This window comes from Mesorhizobium sp. M7A.F.Ca.US.011.01.1.1 (genome assembly GCF_003998295.1).
Classification (GTDB): domain Bacteria; phylum Pseudomonadota; class Alphaproteobacteria; order Rhizobiales; family Rhizobiaceae; genus Mesorhizobium.
Window position 1 is genome coordinate 36,531 of sequence record NZ_RZRT01000014.1, and the last position, 21,758, is coordinate 58,288.

Here is a 21,758-nt window from a genome sequence, read left to right on the forward strand (position 1 = left end):
GGCAGGCAAGCTGCCGGCGGAGGGGTCCGTCGCCGCCTCGCAAACATTCTTGCTGTGAAAAAGTCCGATTTGCATGCGCGACTGATATTTGCGATCTGCTCGCATCAGGGTGGGATATCAGGAGGAGCATAGTCGATGCGCTGGAACATGATGATCTTGGCCTCTTGCCTGCTGACCGCCGGCTGTGTCGGCGGCACTTCGATGTCGGAACAGCAGGATGCGAACGTCCAGTCCTCCCTGCAATATGACAACGTGCCCTGCGACCAGTTGCTGGCGCAGCGCAACAGGCTGGCGCAGCAATACAGCCTTGCGACGAAGGCCAAGCCGACATTCTCCAATCCGGCGATGGGCTTCGGCCCGTTCACGCCTGACATGCGCTCCAAGGCCAAGCGCGATACCGACAAGGCGAGCGGCGAGATCGATGCCATGAACCGGTCGATTGATCGCCGCGACTGTGAGCATCCGGACAAGCAGAAGAAATTGGCGCTGCCTGATTAATATCCGGCTTTACGGTCCACCAGATTGTCGAGCTTTTCGCCGCGTTCGAAAGCGTCCATCTGGCGCAGCATGATCGGCGCCAAATGGACAGGGTCGGAGGTCGCTGCCGCGTGCGGCGTCACGAACACTTTCGGATGCCCCCACAGCGGACTGGTCTTCGGCAGCGGTTCGACCTCGAACACGTCGAGGCTTGCCTCCTTCAGCGTGCCGTCATCCAGTGCCCGCAAAATGTCGGCATCCTTCTGCAGGCGGCCGCGCCCGGCATTGATCAGCACAGAGCCGCCGAGGCCGTTGCGCTTCCGCAACTCCTTCAGCACGCCGTAGTTGATAATGCCCTTGGTCTCCGGCGTCAGTGGCAAAAGCACCACCAGGATGTCGGTCGCCTTGAGGAAGGGGATCAGTCCAGCCTCGCCGGAATAGGTCGCGACGCCTTCCATGGTCTTGTCGGTGCGCGACCAGCCATTGACGGCAAAGCCGAGCGACAAAAGCACCGAGGCCGCGGCGCGGCCGAGACTGCCGAGGCCCATGATGCCGACCGAAATGTCACCGGCCGGCCTTTGCTGTGGCTCGTGCCAGATCTTCTTCGGCTGCTGAGACCTGTAGAGCAGGCCCTGGCGATGATGGTCGAGCACCCGCCAGACGACATATTCGGTCATGTACTGGGTGAGGTTGTCGGCGACGACCTTGACGATCGGCACATCGGGCAGGCCGGGATCGGCGAAGATATGATCGACGCCGGCGCCGATCGAAAAGATGGCGCGCAGATTGGGCAGCGACGACAACAGGTTCGGCTTCTGCTTCCACACCACGGCATAGGTGATCGAGGGGTCGCTGGCGCCGTCGGGCTCCAGCACCACCTCGCGCTCGGCCGACAGGAGCTCGCGCCAGCGCTGCGGATGAAAGCCGGTGACGGCAAGCAGGATACGGCCTTTTTCCATTGCGGTCTTTTAGTCCCTCTCTACGCAAGTCACTCGCTGACGATGCCGACCGGTGCCGTCTCGATCTTGAAGGCGGCCGAGATCAGCGCCCGAGTATAGTCGGTTTGCGGATTTTCAAAAATCTGCTGGGAAGGACCGGCTTCGACGATCCTGCCATTGCGCATGACGATGACGTCGTTGGCGAGCGCGCGGATGACTTTCAAATCATGGCTGATGAAGAGATAGGCGAGATCGTGCTTGGCCTGCAGGCTGCGCAGCAGGTCGACGACCTGCGCCTGCACGCTCATGTCGAGTGCCGATGTCGGCTCATCCAGCATGACGAAGCGCGGGTTGAGCACCATGGCGCGTGCGATGGCGACGCGCTGGCGCTGGCCGCCGGAAAACTCGTGCGGATAGCGGTTGCGTGTCGCAGGGTCTAGCCCGACCTCCTTCAGCACGGCGGCCACCTTGTCGTCGCGCTCGTCGGGCGACAGCTTCGGCTCGTGGATCTTGAGGCCTTCTTCGATGATCTCTGCGATCGACATGCGCGGGCTGAGCGAGCCGAACGGATCCTGGAAGACGATCTGCAATTCGCGCCTGAGCGGCCGCATGGCGTTGAAAGTCATCTGGTTGATGTCGCGACCGTTGAACTGGATCGTTCCGGTCGACGAAATCATTCTTGCCAGCGCCAGGCCGAGCGTCGTCTTGCCGGAGCCGGATTCGCCGACCACGCCAAGCGTCTGGCCGGCGCGCACGGTGACATCGATGCCGTCGACCGCCTTCACATTGTCGACGGTGCGGCGGAAGAAGCCCTGCTTGATCGGGAACCAGACCTTTATGTCCTTGCCGGTCATGACAGGCTTGGCGGCGGCATTGGCGGCCGGCGGCTTGCCCTTCGGCTCGGCCGCCAGCAGATGCCGCGTATAGGCATGCTGCGGATTGGCGAAGATCTCCTTGGTCGGCCCGGTCTCGACGATCTTGCCCTTGGTCATCACGCAGACGCGGTCGGCAATCTTGCGCACGATGCCGAGATCATGGGTGATGAACAGCATCGACATGCCCTTGCGGCTCTTCAAGCCGGCCAGCAGTTCGAGGATCTGCGCCTGCACGGTGACGTCGAGTGCCGTCGTCGGCTCGTCGGCGATCAGAAGTTCGGGCTCGTTGGCCAGCGCCATGGCGATCATCACGCGCTGACGCTGGCCGCCGGACAACTGGTGTGGATAGGCATCGAGGCGCTTGTGCGGATCGCGGATGCCGACCTCGTTGAGCAAGGCCAGTGTGCGTTCCTTGGCCGGGCGGTCGGCCATGCCCTGATGCAGCTTCAGGATCTCGACGATCTGCTGCTCGATCGTGTGCAGCGGATTGAGCGAGGTCATCGGCTCCTGAAAGATCATGGTGATCTTGTTGCCGCGCACCTGCCGCAACTGCTTCTCGCTCATCGCCAGCAGGTCGGCGCCCTGGAACAGGATCTTTCCCGAGGGGTGGCTGGCGCTTGGATAGGGCAGCAGCTTCAGCACCGAAAGCGCCGAGACCGATTTGCCGGAGCCGGATTCGCCGACCAGCGCCACCGTCTCGCCCTTGGCGATGTCGAACGAGATGTGGTCGACGGCCGTCGACTGGCTACCGCCCTGGCTGAAGGCGACGCTGAGGTCCTGTACGCTGAGCAAGGGGGCTTCGCTCATCTGAAGGTCTTGCGCGGATCGAAGGCATCGCGCGTCGCCTCGCCGACGAAGACCAGCAGCGACAGCATCAGCGAGATGACGACGAAGCCGGAGATGCCGAGCCACGGCGCATTGAGGTTCCGCTGCGCCTGCTTGAGCAGTTCGCCGAGCGAGGCGGAGCCGGGCGGCAGGCCAAAGCCGAGGTAGTCGAGTGAGGTCAGCGTCGAGATCGAGCCTGAGAGCAGGAAGGGCATGAAGGTCAATGTCGCCACCATGGCGTTGGGCAGCAGGTGCCGGAACATGATGGTGCGGTTGGGCACGCCGAGTGCCCGGGCCGCGTTGACATATTCGAAATTGCGGGCGCGCAGGAACTCGGCCCGCACCACGCCGACCAGCGCCACCCAGGAGAACAGTAGCATCAGGCCGAGCAGGATGAAGAAACCCGGCGGCAGGATGGCGGCGACGATGAGCAGGAGGTAGAGCACGGGGATGGCGGACCAGATTTCGATGAAACGCTGGAACAGGAGATCCGTCCAGCCGCCGAAATAGCCTTGCACGGCGCCGGCCGCGACGCCGATCAAGGCCGATCCGGCGGTCAGGATCAGGCCGAACAGCACCGAAATGCGGAAGCCGTAGATGACGCGCGCCAGCACGTCGCGCGCCTGGTCGTCGGTGCCGAGCCAATTCCAGTTGCCGACCATGCAGGCCGGGTCGGCGGCACCCTGCGGATACTGGTTGCAGCGCATCTTGGCGTCATATTGCCACGACGGCCTGGCCGGCGCTGCTTCCGGAATGGCGTTGTTGACGGTCTGATAGGAGTAGCGCACCGGCGGCCAGATCATCCAGCCATTGGCGTTGATCTCGTCCTGGATGACCGGGTCGCGATAGTCCGTCACGGCATAGAAGCCGCCGAATTTTTCCTCGGGGTAGGCGACCAGCACCGGAAACAGGATCTCGCCCTTGTAGGAGGCGATGATCGGCTTGTCGTTGGCGATGAACTCGGAAAACAGCGACAGCACGAACAGGACGAGGAAGATCCACAGCGACCAGTAGCCGCGGCGGTTGGCTTTGAAGTTCTGCAAGCGGCGCTTGTTGAGCGGCGACAGAAACGGCCGCTTTATCCGCGCGGGTGCCGCGTCCACGGGGACTGTAGCCTCCGACATCAGACGTCTCTCCGCTCGAAATCGATGCGCGGATCGACCCAGGTGTAGAGCAGGTCGGACAAGAGACCGACGAACAGCCCCAGCAGCGAGAAGATGTAAAGATTGGCGAACACCACCGGATAGTCGCGCTCGACCACCGACCGGAAGCCGAGCAGGCCGAGGCCGTCGAGGGAAAAGATGTTCTCGATCAGCAGCGAGCCGGTGAAGAAGGCCGAGATGAAGGCACCGGGAAAGCCGGCGATGACGATCAGCATGGCATTGCGGAACACGTGGCCGTAGAGCACCTGCCGTTCCGACAGGCCCTTGGCCCGCGCCGTCACCACATACTGCTTGCGGATTTCTTCGAGGAAGGAGTTCTTGGTCAGCAGCGTCGTCGTGGCGAAGGCCGACAGCACCAGCGCGGTCAGCGGCAAGGTCATGTGCCAGAAATAGTCGATGATCTTGCCCGACCAGGACAATTGATCCCAATTGTCCGATGTGAGGCCGCGCAACGGAAACCAGTCCCAGAACGACCCGCCGGCAAACAGCACCATCAGCATGATGCCGAACAGGAAGCCCGGAATGGCATAGCCGACAATGACGACGCCGCTGGTCCAGACGTCGAAGGGAGTGCCGTCCTTGACCGCCTTGCGGATGCCGAGCGGGATCGAGATCAGGTAGGACAACAGCGTGATCCACAACCCGATCGAGATCGACACCGGCATTTTCTCCAGGATCAGGTCGAGCACCGAAATGTCGCGGAAATAGCTGTCGCCGAAATCAAAGCGGGCGTAGTTCCAAAGCATCATGCCGAAGCGCTCGAGCGGCGGCTTGTCGAAGCCGAACTGCTTCTCCAGCTTCTTGATGAATTCCGGATCGAGTCCCTGCGCACCGCGATATTTCGAACTGACGTCACCGGCGGCATCGAAATTGCCGCCAGCGCCCGCGTCGCCACCACCGCCGCCGAGGCGGTCGCTGCCGCCCTGATTGGTCAGCCGGGCGATGACCTGTTCGACCGGACCGCCCGGCGCGAACTGGATGACGGCGAAGGATATCGCCATGATGCCGAACAGCGTCGGGATCATCAAAAGGATGCGGCGCAGGATATAGGCGCCCATCAGGCCTTCTGCCCTCGTTGAGCGAACATCTCAGCCTTTGCCAATTCTTGCCGCCTTGCCCTTATCGAACCACCACAGCGTCTCGACCGGAAAGCCGAAATCGGGCTTCTGTTCGACAAAGCCGAACATGTCCCAATAGGCGACGCGGTGATTCGCCAGATAGTATGTTGGAATCCAGTCGAGCCGCGCGCGCAAGACCCGGTCGAGCGCTCTGAGCGCCGTGACGAGTTCTATACGGTTTTTCGCCTTGCCGGCTGCCGCGATCAGGGCGTCGATTGCCTTGCTTTCGGTGCCCGGATAGTTGCGTTGCCCCGGGATTTTCGCCATGCGGGAATCATAGAGCATCTGCAGGCTGTCGTCGGTCGGCGTCGCCCCGATCGACCATGCGAGCACGATGAGGTCGAAGTCAAAATCGCTCTGCCGCTGTTCATATTGCGCCGAATCGACTTGCCGGATCGAGGCGTCGATCCCGATCGCCTTCATACTTTCCGACCATGGGGTGAAGATGCGAACCATGCCGTCGTCTTCGGCCAGCATTTCCACCCGCAGCCGCTCGCCTTTGTCGTTGACGACGAAACTGCCTGTACGCTTCCAGCCGGCTTGCGCAAGCAATCTCGAAGCCTCGCCCAGCAGCTTGCGGTCATGGCCCGAACCGTCGGAAAGGGGCTGCGTCACCGCTTCACCAAAGACCTCTGGCGGCAACTCGGCCCGGAACGGCTCCAGCAGGTTCAATTCGTCAGGTGAGGGCAGGCCTTCGGCCTTGTAATCCGACCGTTCGAAGTTCGAATGAGAGCGCTCGTAGGAGCCGTAAAACAGCGCCCGCTTCATCCATTCGAAATCGAAGCACCTGGCGATCGCCCGCCGTACCCGCTCATCGCGGAACTGCGGTCGCCGCTGGTTCACTGCGGCAGCCTGCATGGAGGGTGTTTTTTCGCCGGGAAATTCCCGTTTGACGACCTTGCCGTCCTTCAGCGCCGGAAAGTCATATCCGGTCGCCCATACCCGCGAGGTGAATTCCTCGCGAAAATGCGTGTCGCCTTTCTTGAAGGCTTCGAACGCCGCCTGCCGGTCAAGATAGAAGTCGATGCGGATGCGGTCGAAATTGTAGAGGCCGCGGTTCACTGGCAGATCGCGGCCCCAATAGTCGGCCACGCGGTCATATTCGACCGTCTGCCCGGCCGCCACGCGTCCAATCTTGTAGGGACCCGAGCCAAGCGGCGGTGTCATGGTCGAAGCATCGAAATCATTGGCCGTATAAAAGGGCTTGGAGACGATAGGCATTCCCACGATCGCAAGGATGTTTTGCGCCGACTGCTTGCCGTTGAGGGTGAGATCGACGGTAGCGGGATCGACCGCAACCGCGTCGGTCATGTACCGCAACGCCTGGGAAAGGTTCGGATGGCCCTTGTCTTTGTAAAGCTTCAGCGAAAAGACAACGTCCTGCGCGGTCAGCGGCGAGCCGTCGTGGAAACGCGCTTGCGGTCGAAGCACGAAGCGGAAGCCGTTGCGGTCTGGCGACAGGGAAACGCTTTCTGCAAGCAGGCCATAGACCGCATCCGGCTCATCGAGCGCGCTTGTCATCAGGGAATCGAAACAGAGTTCGGTACGCGGCGGCGCCTCCCCCTTCAACACCAGTGAATTCAACGTGTTGAAGGTCAGGAAGCTCTGATTGAGGATCGAGTTCGGCGGCGCGAAATTCATCTGGCCGCCCTTGGGGGCGTCCGAATTGACGTAGTCGAAATGCGCGAAATCGGGCTTGTATTTGAGGTCGCCGAAGGCCGACAGGCCGTGCAGCTTGGTGCCGGTCGCAGTGTCGGCGAAGGCCCGGCCTGGCAGCAGGGCGGCTGCTGCCACGGCACTGCCCAGGGCGAGAAAGTCGCGGCGGGCAAGGGCCGCCATCAATTGCCGCCCTTGTATTTGGCTGCCAAGGCCTTCTCCTTGTCCGGGTCGATCCACCAGGAATCGATGTCGGCTCCGACATAGGCAGGCTGCTTGTCGGGGAATTTGAACTTGTCCCAATAGGCCAGCCACACCGCCGACCGGTAATATTGCGGAACGACGTAGAAGTTCCACAACAGGATGCGATCGAGCGCATGGGTGGCGGCGACGAGATCGTCGCGATCGGTGGCGAAGATGATGCGATCGACCAGCGCGTCGACGGTCGGATCCTTGATGCCCATCAGATTGCGCGAACCGGGCGAGCCGGCGGCTCGAGAGCTCCAGAAGTCGCGCTGCTCGTTGCCCGGCGAATCCGACTGCTGCAGAATCCCGGTCACGACATCGAAATCGAAATTATTGACGCGGTTGATGTACTGCGTCTGGTCGATGATGCGCAAAGTGGCGTCGACACCGATCTTGCGCAGATTGGCGATGTAGGGGCTGGCGATCACCTGGTCTGTGTCGTTCCAGCCGAGGATTTCGAACTTGAACGGCGCGCCGGTCTTGGCATTGACCATCTTGCCGGCCTTGATCACCCAGCCCGCCTTGGCGAAGAGATCGACCGCCTGTTTCAAGTACTTCCGTTCCGCCTGCGGCGAATCATAGACCGGCAGCTTGAACTCCTGGGTGAAAAGTTCGGGCGGCAGCTTGTCGCGATATTTTTCCAGGATCTCCAGTTCCTTGCCCTGCGGCAACCCGCTCGAGGCCAGTTCGGTGCCTTGGAAATAGCTCGATGTGCGGGTGTTGAAGCCGAAGAACAGCGTGCGGTTCATGCTCTCGAAATCGAACGGAATGGTCAGCGCTTCACGCACCAGCCGGTCCTGGAACAGCGGCCGCCGCTGGTTGAGGACGAAGCCCTGCATCGGTTCCGGCGCTTGGGTCTGGAAATCCTTCTTGATGACATCGCCGGCTTGGAATGCCGGGAAATTGTAAGCCGTCGCCCATTTGCGCGAACTGTATTCGCGGTTGATGTCTTCCAGCCCACCCTTGGTGAAGGCGAGCCAGGCGGCGTTGTCGTCGAGGATATAGGTGTAGCGTCGGGTGTCGAAATTCTCACGGCCGATCTTCACCGGCAGCGTGGCCGCCCAGTAATCCGGCACACGCTGCCAGATGATCTCCGAGCCCGGCTTGAAGCTGGCGATCTTGTAGGCGGCTGAACCGAGTGGAATTTCCAGCGTCGGCTTGGTCACGTCTCGCTTCTTGCCATTGGCATCGGTGCCTTCCCACCAATGTTTCGGCAGCACGGCAAGGTCGCCGATGATCTTGGGCAGTTCGCGATTGCCCTTCTGGTTGAAATGGAACTCCACCTCGCGATCCGAAATCGCCACCGCATCGGTGACATTCTCGAAATAGCGGCTGTATTGCGGGCTGTTGGCCTTGAGCACATGAAACGACCAGATCACGTCATCGACGGTGATCGGCTGGCCGTCATGCCATTTGGCGCGCGGATCGAGCCGGTAGGTCGCGGAGGAACAGTCGGCCGGATATTTGTAGGCATCGGCGATCAGCGGATGGCTGGTGCTGCCTTCATCGGTCGCCTGCTCCATCAGAGTGTCGTAGAGCAGACCGCCACCGAACCCGACGAGGCCGGCAGCCGGCGACCCCTGGACGACGTAGGGATTGAAGCTGTCGAATGTGCCGGGCACCACCGAGTTCAGCGTGCCGCCCTTGGGCGCGTCGGGGTTGACGTAGTCGTAGTGCTGGAAATTGGCGCCGTATTTGGACTCGCCGATCAGCGATGAGGTGGTGCGCCATTCGTCGGCGCGGGCAGCCTGCAATCCCGCCGCCAGAAGGGCTGCCGCCAGCAACGACCTGAGAAGCGTCCGGCCAACCGTCATGCACTATCCTCTTCGCAATGCCCGTTCACGGACAATCTAGATGATTTGGCGCTCGTGAAAACCGCCATGCGCGGCTTTGTCGCCGCCTATGCGGTTTTCCCAACAAAAAAGCCGGGCTGAACCCGGCTTTTTCAAGGTCGTCGAGATGATATCGGGCTATTGGGCAGGCGCCGGTGCGGGTGCGGCCGGAGCCGGGGCGGCAGGAGCGGCCGGTTTCGCGGGCGCGGCACCCTCAGCCGGCTTTGCCGGGGCGGCTGCATCGGCAGGCTTGGCGCCTGCATCGGCGGCGGCACCCGGTGCCGGCAGCGGCTTGGGATTGTCGGACAGCGTGCGCAGATAGGCGATGACGTTGGCGCGGTCCTCGTCCTTGGGCAGGCCGGCGAAGCCCATGGCGGTGCCCTTCACGAATTTCTTCGGCGAGGTGATGAAGTGGTTGATGTTGTCGTAGGTCCACTTCTCGGCGCCGCCCTTGGAGAATTCCTTCATGCCGGCCGAATAGGCAAAGCCTTCATGCTCGGCGACCGGGCGGTCGATGAGATCCCACAGGTCCGGGCCGACCTTGTTGGGGCCGCCCTTTTCGCCGGAATGGCAGGCCTGGCACTTCTTGAAGACGGCAGCACCCTGCTCGACATTGGCGGTCGCCAGCAGATCGGCGATCGGCTTGGCTGCGGCAGCAGGAGCGGCCGGGCCGCCTTCGGCGGGCTCCGCGGCCTCGATGGCGAAGCCGGGCTTTTCCGGCGCCGGCGAGGCAAACAGCGCATCGGACACAATGCCGACCGAAAAGACGACGAAAACGGTTCCGAGCAATCCGGCGAGCAGTTTGTTGACTTCGTTGGAATCCATACGCCCCTTGCTCCCTTTTCCGGCGGACAGAACCGTCCACTCCGTCCGTCGGTATCGTGACCCGTCCTGCCAGGGCGGTCAAATCGGGCGGAAACTAGGTCTTTTGCTGCGGCGTTGCAACACCTATAAGGGCGCTTCCAGTGAGACCTTTTGCCACTTTCCCTGTCCTCTTTCGAGACGCCTTGCACCCGAAATGTCCACGCTGATCCTGATCCCGGCCCGCATGGCTTCGACCCGCCTGCCGGGCAAGCCGCTGGCCGACATCGCAGGCGCCCCGATGATCGTCCATGTCGCCCGCCGCGCCGCCGAAGCCGGCCTTGGCCGGGTGGTGGTGGCGACCGACACGCAAAGCGTGGCGCAAGCGGTGCGCGCGCACGGTTTCGAGGCCGTGATGACGCGTATGGATCACGAATCCGGCTCCGACCGCATCCACGAGGCGCTGATCGCGCTCGACCCCGGGCGCAAGGTCGAAACCATCGTCAATGTGCAAGGCGACCTGCCGACCATCGATCCCCAGATTATCGCCGCGTCGCTCAGGCCTTTCGAGGACAGTGCGGTGGACATCGCCACGCTCGGCGTCGAGATCGTCCGCGACGAGGAAAAGACCAATCCCAATGTCGTCAAGATCGTCGGTTCGCCGGTTTCCGGCAGCAGGCTGAGGGCGCTCTATTTCACCCGTGCCACGGCGCCCTGGGGCGAGGGGCCGCTTTACCATCATGTCGGCCTCTACGCTTACCGCCGCGAGGCACTCGAGCGCTTCGTCGCGCTGAAGCCGTCGCCGCTCGAACGGCGCGAGCGGCTGGAACAGTTGCGGGCGCTGGAAGCCGGCATGCGCATCGACGTCGAGATCGTCCAGTCGCTGCCGCTCGGCGTCGACACGCCGGAAGACCTCGAACGCGCCAGACAGATCCTTTCAACCTGAGATATCGGCATGCCTGAAAAGACCAACAGAATATCCTTCCAGGGCGAGCCGGGCGCCAATTCCGACACCGCCTCCCGCAACGTCTATCCATCGATGGAGCCGTTGCCGTGCCCGACCTTCGAGGATGCGTTCAACGCGGTCGAGACCGGCAAGGCCGACCTTGCCATGATCCCGATCGAGAACACCATTGCCGGCCGCGTCGCCGATATCCATCATCTCTTGCCGGAATCGAAGCTGCACATCATCGGCGAATATTTCCTGCCCATCCATTTCCAGCTGATGGTGCTGCCGGGCGTCAGGCGTGACGAGATCAAGACGGTGCACAGCCACATCCACGCGCTTGGCCAGTGCCGCAAATACATCCGCAAGAACGGCTGGAAGGCGATCGTCGCCGGCGACACGGCTGGCGCCGCCAAGATGGTCTCCGAGGTCAAGGACCGCACCATGGCGGCGCTGTCGCCGGCACTGGCCGCGACGCTCTACGGGCTCGATATCATCGAGCAAAACGTCGAGGACACCGACAGCAACGTCACCCGCTTTGTCGTCCTGACCAAGAACAAGCAATGGGCCGAGCGCCCGTCGCCCGACGTCAAGATGATGACGACTTTCATCTTCCGCGTCCGCAACGTGCCGGCCGCGCTCTACAAGGCGATGGGCGGCTTCGCTACCAACGGCATCAACATGACCAAGCTGGAGAGCTACCAGTTGGGGGCGTTTACGGCGACGCTGTTCTACGCCGACATCGAGGGCCATCCCGACGATCCGCTGGTCAAGCTGGCGCTGGACGAGCTTCGTTTCTTCTCGCGCGAAGTGCGGATTCTCGGCGTCTATCCGGCCAGCGAGTCGCGTGAGCAGTGGAAGGTTGCGGACTAGATCACCGCGCCCAGCGGCACGTAGTCGATCTCCATGAAGGCCTCGACCTCCGGCACCCAGCGGTCGCGCACGAAGGCGACATGGTCCGGATGGTCGTTGTACCTGTTGTAGGCAGCCTGGTCGGCGAACTCCATCGAGAAGCCGAAATGATAGTCGTTCTTGGGGCTGATCTGCCGCAATTGCTCGAAATGCGTGACGCCTCTGATCGCGGTTAGGATTTTCTTGGCGTCGACCAGGAACCGCTTTTCCTCCAGCGAGTGCGGCGGATGCTTCAGCGTGAAAACGACGGTGTGACGGATCATGTCCTGCTCCTGCAATGTCTTTCGGTGTTCGCTGCCATCATTCTGAATCGACCCAGGCGCGGATCAGGTGATGCGCGATGGCGCCTTTCGGCGGCGTGACCAGATTGTCCTTGTGCGTCCTTTCCAGCATCAGGCGCACCTCGTCGCGAAAAAACCAGCGGCAGTCCTCAAGCTCGTTGAGGTCGGCCTGGATATCGTCATTGAGCGGCTCGCCGAAGCAGCCGATCATCAGCGAATAGGGGAACGGCCAGGGCTGGCTGGCGTGGTAGACGACGCGGCCAAGCCGGATACCGGCCTCTTCCAGCGTCTCGCGGCGCACCGCGGCCTCGATCGTCTCGCCCGGCTCGATGAAGCCGGCAAGGGCCGAGTACATGCCCGGCGCGAAATGACGGCCGCGTCCGAGCAGGCATTTCTCCCGCGTCGCCGTCAGCATGATCGCCACCGGGTCGGTGCGCGGAAAATGCTCGGTGCCGCAATTCGGGCAATGGCGCTTGTAGCCGCCGGCCCGCATCTGTGATTCTGTACCGCATTTGCTGCAGAAACGATGGCTGGCATGCCAGGCAAGCAGGGCCGCCCCTTGCGCCATCGCGCCAGCCGCCGCCTCGTCGATCAGCCCTTGCATGTAGACCGAGCGGTAGTCGATGGCCTTGACTGTTTCCGGAAGCTGTTCGGGTTCGACGCCAGCGGGCACGGCCAGCACCGGTCCTCGTTCGGAAAAGCCGAGCAGGATGCCTTGCGCCAGGGAAACCTTGAAGGGCTCGCTTTCGGTCGCGCCGAACCAGGGGTCGAGAGCGCCGCTATCGCCGAGCTTCAGATAGAGCCGGCCGCCATGCATCAGAAGCAGCCGCGTCGCCGGATCGGCCAGCGCCTTGTCGACCGAATCGTCGGCCCGGTTCTCGGACTGCCGGTCGATCGTGTTGCCGGCGAAGCCGACGAACTGGCTCGGCTCGCGCAAAGGCGCGTCAAACAGGCGGAAGCTCATGGGGACTCTGGAATATGTTGAGGGATGGACACTGGGAACGCTTATAGCGCCGCCTTGATCGTTTCGGCAAACCGTCGCAAGTCGGAACGTTGATAGGGCTCTCGCAGGCCGTGTCCCCATACGGGGCCGGGCCAGCCGGGATCGCCTTCCGAACGCGCGATGACATGGATGTGCAACTGGCGCACGATGTTGCCGAGCGCGCCGGTGTTGATCTTGGTGCAGCCGGTCGCCTTCTTCAGCGCCTGCGCCACCATATTGGTCTCGAAGGTCAGCATCGTCTGGTCGAGCGGCGTCATGTCATGGATTTCCTCCGCGCCAGGCCGCTGCGGCACCAGCAGCAGCCATGGCCAGCGGCGGTCGTTCATCACCCGCAATTCGCACAGCCCAAGCCACATCAACTGCTCGCTGTCCGCCTCCAGCCGTGCGTCCAGCGTGAATCCGGCCTCCAGGCCCGGCAGCATCGGCGTTTCCCTTGCTTTTCTTGGTTTGCTCAACACATGAAGGCTAGAGCGGCGGCAAGGGGGCTGCAAGTGAATCATTGCGCCCTCACGGTTTGGTGCGCCGATTCGACATTTAACGATTTCTTCGGCGGACTTGCATTTCGTCGCGCAATTGCCGATATGGAAAGCGGGAGGTTGGTGGTGGACGATCCACTCGCCAACCGGGTCAGGTCCGGAAGGAAGCAGCCCTAACGAGCCCGGAACGGGTCATTGTTCCAGCCTCCCACCTCATCGGCCCCTCTCGCGACATTGACGACGCATTGCAGCGCGGGCGAGACTATGCGCAGGAATCGGCCGCCTTCGGGCGCGGTCATTTGGAGCTTTACGGGCGAATGAGCGAAGCCGGAAATTCGGGACCAAAAAGCCTGGAGATAGGCAAGGCCGCCGCCTATCGCGTGCTGGCGCGCAAGTACCGTCCTTCGAACTTCTCCGAGCTGGTCGGCCAGGAGCCGATGGTGCGTACCCTCACCAATGCCTTTGCCACCGGCCGCATCGCGCAGGCCTGGATGCTGACCGGCGTGCGCGGCGTCGGCAAGACCACGACGGCGCGCATCCTCGCGCGGGCCCTGAATTATAAAACCGCTGATATCGACCAGCCTTCGGTCGACCTCGCGGTGCTCGGCGAGCATTGCCAGGCGATCATGGAGGGCCGCCATGTCGACGTCATCGAGATGGACGCCGCCTCGCATACCGGCATCGACGATATCAGGGATATCATCGAGCGCGTGCGCTATGCGCCGGTCTCGGCCCGCTACAAAGTCTATATCATCGACGAAGTGCACATGCTGTCGACGCAGGCCTTCAACGGCCTGCTGAAGACGCTGGAAGAGCCGCCGCCGCACGTCAAATTCATCTTCGCCACCACCGAAATCCGCAAGGTCCCGATCACCGTCCTGTCGCGCTGCCAGCGCTTCGACCTGAGGCGCATCGACGCCGGCGCGCTGGTCGCGCATCTCGGCTCGATCTCGGCCCAGGAAGGCATTTCGGTCGACGACGACGCGCTGGCGATGATTGCGCGCGCCGCCGAAGGCTCGGCTCGTGATTCGCTCTCCATCCTCGACCAGGCGATTGCCCATGGCGCCGGCACTGTCGGTGCCGCGGCTGTGCGGGCGATGTTGGGACTTGCCGACCGCGCCCGCATCGTCGACCTGTTCGAACATGTGATGAAGGGCGATGTGGCGGCAGCGCTCGGCGAATTCCGCGCGCAATACGACACCGGCGCCGATCCGGCAGCCGTGCTGACCGATCTTGCCGAGTTCAACCACCTCGTCACCCGGCTGCGTTTCGTGCCGACGGCCATCGAGGATGCCTCGCTGTCCGAGGACGAGCGGCAGCGCGGCGCCGATTTCGCAAGGACGCTGTCGGTCAGGGTGCTGTCGCGGACATGGCAGATGCTGCTCAAGGGCATTCCCGAAGTGCAGTCCTCCAACCGGCCGGTCAGTGCCGCCGAAATGGTGCTGATCCGGCTGGCGCATGCCGCCGACCTGCCGACGCTGGACGAGGCGTTGAGATCGCTCGAGGGCGGAGCGCCGGTCCAAAGCGGCGCGCCGCGCCCGAATGGCGCGCCTGCAAGTTCCGGCAACGGCGGTGGCGCCGGCGCGGTGGCGCAGACGCGCATGCCCGCCGGTCCTGGCGGTGCGCAGACCATGCGGCTGGTCGAAGCCTCGCCTGCTCCCGTTGCCTACGTCGCTCCGCCGGAGCCGGTCATGGAGGCGCAATCGGCGCCGCTGAAATCGCTGGCCGACATCATTGCGCTCGCCGACGCGCAGCGCGACATCGCCTTCAAGGTGCTGGTCAAGAGCTGCATCCGGTTTGTGCGCATCGAGCCCGGCCGCATCGACGTCGGCCTGACCGGCGATGCTCCCAAGATGCTGCTCAACGACCTGACGACGAAATTGCGCGCCTGGACCGGCCGCAGCTGGCTGGTCTCGCTGTCGAAGGAAGAGGGCGGCCAGACGCTCGCCGAAATGGAATCGGCCAAGCGCGAGACGGCTTTTCTCGATGCCAAGAGCGACCCGACCGTGGCCGCTATCCTGGCGCGCTTTCCCGGCGCCAAGATCATCGACGTGCGCATTCCAGACGCGCCGGAAGCCGAAACGACCGAAGCCGAAGTGCCGGTCGAGCCGCCGGCTGACGACGATGAACCCTGATCCAGCCACGAATCCGCAAAGCACCCGACCATGAAAGATCTTCTCGGCCTGATGGGCAAGGCGAAGGAAATGCAGGCCAAGTTCCAGGCCATGCAGGACGAGATCGCCACGCTGGAAGCCTCCGGCCAGGCCGGCGGCGGTCTGGTCAACGTGACGCTGACCGGAAAATTCGAGATGAAGTCGCTGAAGATCGATCCGTCTCTGTTCAAGGAAGACGATGTCGAGATCCTGGAAGACCTGGTGCTGGCCGCTCACAACGACGCCAAGACCAAGGTCGAGCAGATCATGCAGGAAAAGACCAAGGCGCTGACCGCAGGTCTGCCGATCCCGCCGGGAATGAAACTGCCCTTCTAGCATTCGGCGCGCGCGCCCATCATCGACATGACCGAAGAGCCCTCCGAAAGACTGATCGAGCAGCGTATCCGCAACCGGATCTACGAGATCCTGGAAATCCTGGCCGATTGTGACGACGGCGTCGATCTCGTCGGCATCAAGGGTTATTTCTATCTGTTCGAGGATTTCGTCCATCGCCCTTCGATCGAAGCCGGCACATCGGCGCTTTCGAAGGACGAGCGCGCGATCGTGCTGGAGATCGCCGAATTCCTGGAGGCGGCAAGCGAGACAAATCCGGACTTCACCAAGGCTGAGTTCATTGACAGCGACTGGCCGGGAAAGATCGCCCCGACGGCCAGGGAGGCGCGGACGCTGTTCCTCCGGCGCGGCCTGTTTTCGGAGAAGGTCGAGGAACTTGAGCCGGGCCAGCGGCCGTGATTGCGGCCGGGCTGCAGGCCGATTCCAGGAGAAATTAACAGCGTTTGCCCCGGGAAGCCGCGTAGTGCTTTCCCTTGGGGCAATTGCGGCGAAACAAAGAGAGAGGGGTCATCGCTTTTGTGAAATGATGGCCCGATCTATTTGGAAAGCCACGAAATTGTGCTAATTTGGCAACAGTGCATTGTTAATAACGTTTTGGCCATCATTTTGCCCGAAAGTGTCTCATTCTTGCCGCAGCCTGGGGGCGGGCACGAAGTGAGAGGGTTACCTGTTGATTTCTACGCGATGGAAGACGCCGCTGTTGCTCGGCGCCGTCATTTCACCCCTGTTTTTGGCTGCCTGCAGCCAGACCACTTCACACGGCATGTCCGTCGCCAGCCTGACCGACGCCATCACGCCGGGTTTCCTGAGCTCCCAGGCCTACAGCCACACGCCGAAGGACAAGGAATGCCTGGAACGGGCGATGTTCTTCGAGTCCAACCGCTCGAGCCGTGACGGCATGATCGCGGTCGGCACGGTGGTGATGAACCGGCTGCGCTCCGGCAATCACGGCAGCACCATTTGCCAAGTGGTGGGCGAGCCCGGCCAGTTTGCCCCCGGCGTCATGACAAGGCCGATGAATTCACGCGCAATGCCCGATGTCGAGGAAGCCGCCGACGCGGTGCTGAAGGGCGAGCGCAAGTCCAAGCTCAAGAACACCATGTTCTTCCACACCGCCGGCCTACGCTTCCCCTACAAGAACATGCACTACACCATGGTTGCCGGCGGCAATGCCTTTTACGAGAAGCGCGGCCGCAACTGGCAGCCGCTGCCGGACGAGCCGCAGGTCGCCATGGCCTCGGCCGCGCCGCAGAAGCCAGCGGAGCCGGTGACGCTGGTCGCGTCCGCCGAGCCGGTGCGTCCGGCCAAGCCGGCCACCGTCCGGTCCGCTCCTGCCCAACAGACCTATATGACCGCGGCCGCCGCGCCGGCCGCGAAATCCGCGCGGGTCTCGGCGGAGCCGACGGTGGTGGCGATGCAGGAGCCGATGGAGGAACCGGATGCCGCCCGTTTTGGCGGAACCTTGAACACAAGGACAAGGGTCATCTCCTCGGTCGAGGAAGCGCCGCAAGAGGCGTCTATGGGTTTCCAGTCGACGCCTGAGAACACCGACGCTGTCGGCGCGATGATCGTCAGCCAGGGCCGGCCGCTCGAAGCCAACTGATCTGCGCTCCATGCTCCACCCAATGGTCCACCAAGCCAATATGGCGGGTCATGCGGATGCGGGATGTTCCAAAGCGCTCTGAAAAATCCTAGATCAGAGCGATGTCGAAGCGAATCGCCGGTCCCGAGATCGAACGTCTGATCCAGCTCCTGGCCAAGGTGCCGGGGCTGGGTCCCCGTTCGGCCAGGCGTGCCGCCCTTCATCTGATCAAGAAGAAGGAGCAGCTTCTGTCGCCGCTGGCCGCCGCCATGGCCGAGGCGGCCGACAAGGTGCGCATCTGCTCGACCTGCGGCAATGTCGACACATCGGACCCTTGCATGATCTGCACCGATCCGCGCCGCGATGCCGGCACCATCATCGTCGTCGAGGACGTCTCCGACCTGTGGGCGCTGGAGCGCGCGGCGGCGATGAATGTGCGTTACCACGTTCTCGGCGGCACATTGTCGCCACTCGACGGCATCGGCCCCGAGCAGCTCAACATGCGCTCGCTGGTCGACCGCGTCGCCGGCGGCGAGGTCAAGGAGATCATCCTCGCCGTCAATGCTACGGTGGAGGGCCAGACGACCGCGCATTACCTCACCGATCAGCTGTCCGGCTTCGATATCAAGGTGACACGACTGGCGCATGGCGTGCCTGTCGGCGGCGAACTCGACTATCTCGACGAGGGCACGCTGGCCGCGGCGCTGCGCTCGCGGACGGCGTTTTGACAAAGTTGCGGCAGAGGATGCGGATCATGATTGTTGCGCGTCCTTCCAGGCTGGTGCCAAGCACCCCCCTCTGTCCTACCGGACATCTCCCCCGCAAGGGGGGAGGTCGGATGTCATCTTTGTTTTCGCAAATCGCCGACATTGCAACAAGAGTGCCGCCGATGAAGCGGCCAATCTCCCCCCTTGCGGGGGAGATGTCCGGCAGGACAGAGGGGGGTGTGAAGGAACGCAAACCTCTCAGATTGGCTCTGTTTTCCTTTTTTGCAGTTCTTCTCGCGGTCCTCCTTTCCACCCCCGCCTCCGCCGCAAAGATCGACGACCAGTTCCGCGCCTGGCTGCAGAACGACCTCTGGCCGCAAGCCAGGGCGAAAGGCATTTCCAAAACCACCTTCGATGCCGCCTTCGACGGCATCAAGCCCAATCTGAAGCTGCCGGACCTGGTCAAGCCGGGCGAGAAGGCGACCACGCCCCAAAAACAGCACCAGGCCGAATTCGGTTCGCCCGGCGCCTATTTCGCCGAGAAGACGGTTCGCGCAGTGACGGCGGGCGGGCGGGCGCGTGAAGCCACCAATGCCAGGACACTTGCGGCCATCGAAAAGCGCTACGGTGTGCCGGGCGAAGTGCTGCTGGCGATCTGGGGCCGCGAGACCGGCTTCGGCGCGGCGAAGATGCCCTGCGACGCCTTCGAAGTGCTGGGCACCAAGGCCTTCATGTCGCCTAGGAAGGACTTCTTCCGCACCGAACTCTTGGCCGCACTCGAGATCGTCGAGCGTGGTCTGGCTCCGGTCGGCGCGATGAAATCGTCCTGGGCCGGCGCGCTCGGCCAGCCGCAGTTCATGCCGACCTCGTTCCTGAAACATGCCGTCGATTTCGACGGCGACGGCCGCGTCGACATCTGGAAATCGACGCCGGACGTGCTGGCCTCGATCGCCAACTATCTCGTCCACTATGGATGGGTAAAGGGCCGTGGCTGGGGTTTCGAGGTGACCGTGCCGGAAAGCGTTTCCTGTTCGCTGGAAGGCCCGGACCAGGGCAAGAAAATCTCCGAATGGGCTGATATGGGCATCAAGCGCGTCGGCGGCAAACCGTTTCCCGCGAGTGAGCTGAAGGCCGAAGGCTTCCTGCTGATGCCGGCAGGGCGCAGCGGCCCGGCCTTTATCGCCACGCCCAATTTCTACGTGCTGAAGCAGTACAACACCAGCGACCTCTACGCGCTGTTCATCGGCCATGGCGCCGACCGCATCGCCCATGGCGACGGCAATTTCGCCGGCAGCTGGGGCGCGGTCGGCGGGTTGCATCGTTCGGACATCGCCGCTCTGCAACGCGCGCTGGAAGCCAAGGGTTACGATGTCGGCAGCGCCGATGGCTTGCCCGGCTTCAAGACCCGCCGTTCGATCGGCATTTGGCAAGCCAAGAACGGCCGCGCCGCAACCTGCTTCCCTGATGCCGGCCTGGTCGCGGCGCTGAGATAGCCGCGACATTCGCCAGATTGTCCCCGATCGGCAGCCTCGATTGGCTGGCCGGTGCGTCGACATCCCACCGGCCTTTCTGGCCCATTGAGCCATCGTATAAATGCTCGTTGCCCGCCACGAGGGTGCCGAATATGGTGTTGACCAACTGGACAAAAACCGCAACGGTAAGAGATCAGTGGGGCCTTCTCCAGGCCCGAAAAGAATTGCACAACCCTGAGCCGGGAACTCAGGTCAACAAACAACAAAACAGGGAACAATCACGATGATGATGGAAAAGTTTGCTCTACGCTCTCGCTTCCTGCTGGCGGGTGCAGCCATGTCCGCGCTGCTTCTGGCCGGCGCGCCCGCCGGTGCGGTCACGCCCGCCGACACGCTGGTCGAAGGTTTCGCGATCGACGACATCATCTCCATGGATCCGGGCGAGGCATTCGAGCTGTCGACCGCCGAGGTCACCGGCAACACCTATGATCTGCTTGTCCGTCTCGACCTCAGCGACACCTCCAAGGTCAAGGGCGACCTTGCCGAAAGCTGGACCGTCTCCGATGACGGCCTGACCTACACATTCAAGCTCAAACCCGGCCTCAAATTCGCTTCGGGCAATCCGATCACGGCGGCTGACGTCGCCTGGTCGTTCGAACGCGCCGTCAAGCTCGACAAGAGCCCGGCCTTCATCATCGGCCAGTTCGGCATCAGCGGCGACAACGTCACCGAAAAGGCCAAGGCGGTCGACGACGGCACCTTCCAGTTCACCGTCGACAAGGCCTATGCGCCGAGCTTCGTCCTGAACTGCCTGTCGGCAACGGTCGCTTCGGTGGTCGATGCCAAGCTGGTCAAGGAACATGTCGCGGCGGTGACGCCGAGCGCCGACTACAAATGGGACAATGATTTCGGCAATGCCTGGCTGAAAACCGGCTATGCCGGTTCGGGCGCCTACAAGCTGCGTGAATGGCGCGCCAACGAAGCCGTCGTCATGGAGCGCAACGACAACTACCATGGCGAGAAGGCCAAACTCGCCCGCGTCATCTACCGCAACATGAAGGAAAGCTCGGGCCAGCGCCTGGCGCTGGAGGCCGGCGACATCGACGTTGCCCGCAATCTCGAGCCGAACGACCTCGACGCCATCGCCAAGAACGCCGACCTCACCACCACCAGCGCGCCGAAGGGCACGGTCTATTACATCAGCCTCAACCAGAAGAATGCCAACCTTGCCAAGCCGGAGGTGCGCCAGGCATTCAAATATCTGGTAGACTATGATGCGCTGAGCTCGACGATCCTCAAGGGCATCGGCGAAATCCACCAGACCTTCCTGCCGAAGGGTGTGCTCGGCGAATTGGATGAGAATCCGTTCAAGTTCGATGTCGCCAAGGCCAAGGAATTGCTGGCCAAGGCCGGTCTGCCCGACGGCTTCAGCGTAACCATGGACGTACGCACCGGTCAGCCGACGACCGGCATGGCGGAATCGATCCAGCAGACGCTCGGACAGGCCGGCATCAAGCTCGAGATCATCCCGGGCGACGGCAAGCAGACGCTGACCAAGTACCGCGCCCGCAACCACGACATCTATATCGGCCAGTGGGGCCAGGATTATTTCGATCCGAACTCCAACGCCCAGACCTTTGCCTCGAATCCGGACAACTCGGATGCGGGCAAGTCCAAGACGCTGGCCTGGCGCAATGCCTGGGACATTCCGGACCTGACCAAGGAGACGGAAGCAGCGCTGCTTGAGAAGGACGCCGGCAAGCGCGCTGACATGTACAAGGATCTCGAGAAGAAGATCCTGGACACCAGCCCCTTCGTCGTCATCCACCAGCAGCTGGAAGTGGCCGGCCTGCGCAAGAACCTCAAGGGCTTTGCCCTCGGCCCGAGCTTCGACAGCAATTTCGTCGGGCCGGTGTCCAAGGAATAGTGCTCGCGGACACG

General features: G+C 62.7%; 20 protein-coding genes and 1 other RNA gene. 11 read left to right on the plus strand and 10 right to left on the minus strand.

All coding sequences use genetic code 11. The annotated features are described in order from the left end of the window. Positions 1–135: 135 nt before the first annotated feature. Positions 136–498, plus strand: coding sequence for a hypothetical protein (locus EOA13_RS16005; RefSeq protein WP_127293965.1), 363 nt, complete (start codon positions 136–138; stop codon positions 496–498). Here EOA13_RS16005 and EOA13_RS16010 read toward each other — a convergent pair. From EOA13_RS16010 to EOA13_RS16040, 7 genes are all read right to left on the minus strand, one after another. Then, positions 495–1,436 (minus strand): glyoxylate/hydroxypyruvate reductase A, encoded by a 942-nt coding sequence (locus tag EOA13_RS16010; RefSeq protein ID WP_127293967.1) that lies wholly within the window; start codon positions 1,434–1,436, stop codon positions 495–497. The genes EOA13_RS16005 and EOA13_RS16010 overlap by 4 nt on opposite strands. 29 nt (positions 1,437–1,465) lie before the next feature. Beyond that, positions 1,466–3,097 carry an ABC transporter ATP-binding protein gene (locus EOA13_RS16015; protein ID WP_127293969.1) on the minus strand — a complete coding sequence of 544 codons (1,632 nt, stop codon included), beginning with the start codon at positions 3,095–3,097 and terminating at the stop codon, positions 1,466–1,468. Then, entirely contained in the window at positions 3,094–4,239 is a 1,146-nt protein-coding gene (locus EOA13_RS16020) for an ABC transporter permease (protein ID WP_127293971.1), read from the minus strand. Before EOA13_RS16020 ends, EOA13_RS16015 begins: the two co-directional genes overlap by 4 nt. After that, the gene (locus EOA13_RS16025; RefSeq protein ID WP_127293973.1) at positions 4,239–5,336 is read right to left on the minus strand and encodes a microcin C ABC transporter permease YejB; all 1,098 of its coding nucleotides are present in this window, start codon (positions 5,334–5,336) and stop codon (positions 4,239–4,241) included. The genes EOA13_RS16020 and EOA13_RS16025 overlap by 1 nt, the downstream gene beginning before the upstream one ends. Before the next feature lie 30 nt (positions 5,337–5,366). Then, the gene (locus EOA13_RS16030) at positions 5,367–7,235 is read right to left on the minus strand and encodes an extracellular solute-binding protein (RefSeq protein ID WP_127293975.1); all 1,869 of its coding nucleotides are present in this window, start codon (positions 7,233–7,235) and stop codon (positions 5,367–5,369) included. Then, positions 7,235–9,112 carry an extracellular solute-binding protein gene (locus tag EOA13_RS16035; RefSeq protein WP_127293976.1) on the minus strand — a complete coding sequence of 626 codons (1,878 nt, stop codon included), beginning with the start codon at positions 9,110–9,112 and terminating at the stop codon, positions 7,235–7,237. Before EOA13_RS16035 ends, EOA13_RS16030 begins: the two co-directional genes overlap by 1 nt. 156 nt (positions 9,113–9,268) lie before the next feature. Then, positions 9,269–9,955, minus strand: a complete 687-nt coding sequence (locus EOA13_RS16040) for a cytochrome c family protein (protein ID WP_127293978.1) — start codon at positions 9,953–9,955, stop codon at positions 9,269–9,271. A 193-nt stretch (positions 9,956–10,148) separates the two neighbouring features. On the opposite strand from EOA13_RS16040, the gene EOA13_RS16045 reads away from it, so the two are divergent. Continuing rightward, positions 10,149–10,877, plus strand: a complete 729-nt coding sequence (locus tag EOA13_RS16045) for a 3-deoxy-manno-octulosonate cytidylyltransferase (RefSeq protein ID WP_127293980.1) — start codon at positions 10,149–10,151, stop codon at positions 10,875–10,877. A 9-nt stretch (positions 10,878–10,886) separates the two neighbouring features. Beyond that, entirely contained in the window at positions 10,887–11,750 is an 864-nt protein-coding gene (locus EOA13_RS16050) for a prephenate dehydratase (protein WP_127293982.1), read from the plus strand. On the opposite strand, the gene EOA13_RS16055 is transcribed toward EOA13_RS16050, so the two are convergent. From EOA13_RS16055 to EOA13_RS16065, 3 genes are read right to left on the minus strand one after another with little or no spacing between them, the layout of a single operon-like run. Continuing rightward, positions 11,747–12,052: a Dabb family protein gene (locus EOA13_RS16055; RefSeq protein ID WP_127293984.1), complete on the minus strand. Its 306-nt coding sequence runs from the start codon at positions 12,050–12,052 to the stop codon at positions 11,747–11,749. The genes EOA13_RS16050 and EOA13_RS16055 overlap by 4 nt on opposite strands. A gap of 37 nt (positions 12,053–12,089) precedes the next feature. Then, on the minus strand, positions 12,090–13,034 hold the full coding sequence (gene nudC, locus EOA13_RS16060) for an NAD(+) diphosphatase (RefSeq protein WP_127268464.1): 945 nt from the start codon (positions 13,032–13,034) through the stop codon (positions 12,090–12,092). Between the two features lie 41 nt (positions 13,035–13,075). Beyond that, complete coding sequence (locus EOA13_RS16065; protein ID WP_127293986.1) at positions 13,076–13,495, minus strand: HIT family protein; 420 nt, start codon at positions 13,493–13,495, stop codon at positions 13,076–13,078. A 169-nt stretch (positions 13,496–13,664) separates the two neighbouring features. Between EOA13_RS16065 and ffs the strand changes: the two genes are divergently transcribed. The 8 genes from ffs (at position 13,665) to EOA13_RS16110 (ending at position 21,744) form a co-directional block, all read left to right on the plus strand. Beyond that, positions 13,665–13,761: signal recognition particle sRNA small type (gene ffs / locus EOA13_RS16070), an RNA gene on the plus strand. A gap of 105 nt (positions 13,762–13,866) precedes the next feature. Continuing rightward, a complete protein-coding gene (locus tag EOA13_RS16075) occupies positions 13,867–15,684 on the plus strand; it encodes a DNA polymerase III subunit gamma/tau (RefSeq protein WP_127293988.1) in 1,818 nt (605 codons plus the stop codon). A gap of 30 nt (positions 15,685–15,714) precedes the next feature. Continuing rightward, entirely contained in the window at positions 15,715–16,038 is a 324-nt protein-coding gene (locus EOA13_RS16080; protein WP_013527931.1) for a YbaB/EbfC family nucleoid-associated protein, read from the plus strand. A gap of 27 nt (positions 16,039–16,065) precedes the next feature. Continuing rightward, on the plus strand, positions 16,066–16,455 hold the full coding sequence (locus tag EOA13_RS16085) for a hypothetical protein (RefSeq protein ID WP_127293990.1): 390 nt from the start codon (positions 16,066–16,068) through the stop codon (positions 16,453–16,455). A gap of 271 nt (positions 16,456–16,726) precedes the next feature. Then, positions 16,727–17,659, plus strand: coding sequence for a cell wall hydrolase (locus tag EOA13_RS16090; RefSeq protein WP_127293992.1), 933 nt, complete (start codon positions 16,727–16,729; stop codon positions 17,657–17,659). A 101-nt stretch (positions 17,660–17,760) separates the two neighbouring features. Then, the gene (gene recR / locus EOA13_RS16095; RefSeq protein ID WP_013527928.1) at positions 17,761–18,366 is read left to right on the plus strand and encodes a recombination mediator RecR; all 606 of its coding nucleotides are present in this window, start codon (positions 17,761–17,763) and stop codon (positions 18,364–18,366) included. A gap of 194 nt (positions 18,367–18,560) precedes the next feature. Beyond that, the gene (locus tag EOA13_RS16105; RefSeq protein ID WP_164780105.1) at positions 18,561–19,838 is read left to right on the plus strand and encodes a lytic murein transglycosylase; all 1,278 of its coding nucleotides are present in this window, start codon (positions 18,561–18,563) and stop codon (positions 19,836–19,838) included. Between the two features lie 262 nt (positions 19,839–20,100). Further along, complete coding sequence (locus EOA13_RS16110; RefSeq protein ID WP_127293996.1) at positions 20,101–21,744, plus strand: ABC transporter substrate-binding protein; 1,644 nt, start codon at positions 20,101–20,103, stop codon at positions 21,742–21,744. Positions 21,745–21,758 lie beyond the last annotated feature (14 nt).

Bases quoted from the DNA above. Each gene is read 5' to 3' on its own strand.
- EOA13_RS16005 (WP_127293965.1), top strand. From the start codon at position 136: ATGCGCTGGAACATGATGATCTTGGCCTCTTGCCTGCTGACCGCCGGC.
- EOA13_RS16010 (WP_127293967.1), bottom strand. From the start codon at position 1,436: ATGGAAAAAGGCCGTATCCTGCTTGCCGTCACCGGCTTTCATCCGCAG.
- EOA13_RS16015 (WP_127293969.1), bottom strand. From the start codon at position 3,097: ATGAGCGAAGCCCCCTTGCTCAGCGTACAGGACCTCAGCGTCGCCTTC.
- EOA13_RS16020 (WP_127293971.1), bottom strand. From the start codon at position 4,239: ATGTCGGAGGCTACAGTCCCCGTGGACGCGGCACCCGCGCGGATAAAG.
- EOA13_RS16025 (WP_127293973.1), bottom strand. From the start codon at position 5,336: ATGGGCGCCTATATCCTGCGCCGCATCCTTTTGATGATCCCGACGCTG.
- EOA13_RS16030 (WP_127293975.1), bottom strand. From the start codon at position 7,235: ATGGCGGCCCTTGCCCGCCGCGACTTTCTCGCCCTGGGCAGTGCCGTG.
- EOA13_RS16035 (WP_127293976.1), bottom strand. From the start codon at position 9,112: ATGACGGTTGGCCGGACGCTTCTCAGGTCGTTGCTGGCGGCAGCCCTT.
- EOA13_RS16040 (WP_127293978.1), bottom strand. From the start codon at position 9,955: ATGGATTCCAACGAAGTCAACAAACTGCTCGCCGGATTGCTCGGAACC.
- EOA13_RS16045 (WP_127293980.1), top strand. From the start codon at position 10,149: ATGTCCACGCTGATCCTGATCCCGGCCCGCATGGCTTCGACCCGCCTG.
- EOA13_RS16050 (WP_127293982.1), top strand. From the start codon at position 10,887: ATGCCTGAAAAGACCAACAGAATATCCTTCCAGGGCGAGCCGGGCGCC.
- EOA13_RS16055 (WP_127293984.1), bottom strand. From the start codon at position 12,052: ATGATCCGTCACACCGTCGTTTTCACGCTGAAGCATCCGCCGCACTCG.
- nudC (WP_127268464.1), bottom strand. From the start codon at position 13,034: ATGAGCTTCCGCCTGTTTGACGCGCCTTTGCGCGAGCCGAGCCAGTTC.
- EOA13_RS16065 (WP_127293986.1), bottom strand. From the start codon at position 13,495: ATGCTGCCGGGCCTGGAGGCCGGATTCACGCTGGACGCACGGCTGGAG.
- EOA13_RS16075 (WP_127293988.1), top strand. From the start codon at position 13,867: ATGAGCGAAGCCGGAAATTCGGGACCAAAAAGCCTGGAGATAGGCAAG.
- EOA13_RS16080 (WP_013527931.1), top strand. From the start codon at position 15,715: ATGAAAGATCTTCTCGGCCTGATGGGCAAGGCGAAGGAAATGCAGGCC.
- EOA13_RS16085 (WP_127293990.1), top strand. From the start codon at position 16,066: ATGACCGAAGAGCCCTCCGAAAGACTGATCGAGCAGCGTATCCGCAAC.
- recR (WP_013527928.1), top strand. From the start codon at position 17,761: ATGTCGAAGCGAATCGCCGGTCCCGAGATCGAACGTCTGATCCAGCTC.
- EOA13_RS16105 (WP_164780105.1), top strand. From the start codon at position 18,561: ATGTCCGGCAGGACAGAGGGGGGTGTGAAGGAACGCAAACCTCTCAGA.
- EOA13_RS16110 (WP_127293996.1), top strand. From the start codon at position 20,101: ATGATGATGGAAAAGTTTGCTCTACGCTCTCGCTTCCTGCTGGCGGGT.